The 1,694-nt window shown below is 57.0% G+C and carries 2 protein-coding genes; both read left to right on the top strand.

Annotation, left to right across the window (positions count from 1 at the left end):
• On the top strand, nt 1-524 hold a 524-nt coding region (locus RCH10_RS27605), incomplete at its 5' end, for a BLUF domain-containing protein (protein ID WP_409054843.1).
• A gap of 553 nt (nt 525-1,077) precedes the next feature.
• On the top strand, nt 1,078-1,694 hold a 617-nt coding region (locus RCH10_RS27600; RefSeq protein ID WP_409054842.1), incomplete at its 3' end, for a BLUF domain-containing protein.

Below are 1,694 nucleotides of genomic sequence, written 5' to 3'. Positions count from 1 at the left end.
TCGCGGTGCCGTTCGCTGCGGTTGTCTCCAACAGCTGCTCTGCCAACAAGAATTGCGCGCCCCTCAATTCGATTGCGGCGGCGCTCGTCGTCTGGCAGCATCGCGCCATGCTGTTCCGTCTTGTCTATGTCAGTCGTGCGGTTTTACAGACCGGTAACGACTTGCCCGCCATCCTGAAGTGGTGCCACGAGGTCAACCCGGGCCTTGGAGTGACCGGCGTCCTGGGTTTTCTCGATGGGGTGTACTTGCAATACCTCGAGGGTGAAGAAGCCGTTGTCGAGGAACTTTTTGCCAGAATCCAGGCGGACATTCGCCACGCGGATGTCACCCGGCTCGAGTGGCGCACGCTTCCCCGGCGCGCTTTCCCCGACTGGTCAATGCATCTGCTGGAATGGGATGCGAACAACATAGCCGTTTTCAGAAGCTTCTCGCCCGGCGCTAACCTTGACTTGTATGCGAGCGATCCATCTACTGCGGCGCCACTTTTGCGCGCGCTCATACGGGGCCCCGACTGGAAGCTCTAAGCTGGCTGAGCGCTGGCACCTCGAAGTAAGCACAGCTCAGGTGCGCATCGGGCTTTATACGGATGTCCGGCGTTCAGCTTGCGGTGGAATGAAGAACGAAATGAAGAAGGTCGATCACGCCATCGGTGGACGTCGCGTTGGTGAAGGACGGGCAGGCAATCGCGGGATGCAGCGTTGTGGGAGTTTGCGCCGAGTATCTTGTCACCCTGACAACCGCTAATTGAAGACATCGACAACGTTCGACGGGGAAGCCGACGTATGGCGGCCGCAAGACACTAAGACGATTTCGACGCAGCATCGACTCTGCGCGGGTATCGGTCCAGCCCACTTTTGACCCAAACGCCGGAATTACGCTAAGCCTGTCCAGCAAATCACGGTCTCCGTATTGGCGAAAATCGTAATCCCCGCTCTCGGGTCACGAAGACGCCGGCATAGGGCTCAAATTAGGATCGTGCGCAACACAATAGTTTGCTACCAAGCTGTGTCAAAGCATGGACATGTGGTCGTTCTGAGCTTACATTAACTTACATTAACGTCAACTATCGGGAGTGCGATGAGCCAGCTGATTCGTTTCACATATGCCAGCCGTTCCACCTCGCCGCCTGAGGCACAAGTGCAGGGCCTCGATCTGGGTGTGGCCCGCATTCTTGCGAAGTCGCGAAAGAACAACCGACAGCAACAAATCGTCGGTGGCTTGTTATTCGGCGACGGGTGCTTTTTGCAGTGTCTTGAAGGCGAGGAAGAGACCGTCTTGACGCTCTACAAGAAGATCGAAGCCGATCCTAGGCATTGCGACGTAACGGAACTAGCACGCGTGCCGGTCAGCGAGCGTACATTCGGCGACTGGTCAATGAAGTATGTGCCCGGCGAGAGGGCGCTAGGCGACTTAATGCGAGGCTGGGGAATGGAACGGTTTAATCCGTATGTCTTTGCGCCAGAGCAGCTCGAAGCGGCAATTACCTATTTGCGACAACAGGCCGATGCGGCGCGCCAGTTGCCGGACGAAGAGCAACTAGAGCGATCGAAGAGGCAAGCGCCGCAGAGCTATATTGGCAAGAATATTCCTCTGCCAGTGGCGGCGGTTAAATCTGCCGACAGCTTGGATAAGGTGCCCGCACAAGGGATGGCTGGTCCTTTGAAGTGGGTAATGACCAGCAGCGTGGTCGCGAT

Source organism: Variovorax sp. GrIS 2.14, from assembly GCF_046115955.1.
GTDB lineage: Bacteria > Pseudomonadota > Gammaproteobacteria > Burkholderiales > Burkholderiaceae_C > Variovorax.
The sequence above is the reverse complement of the archived record's forward strand: the minus strand, read 5'-3'. Positions and strand labels throughout refer to the sequence as shown.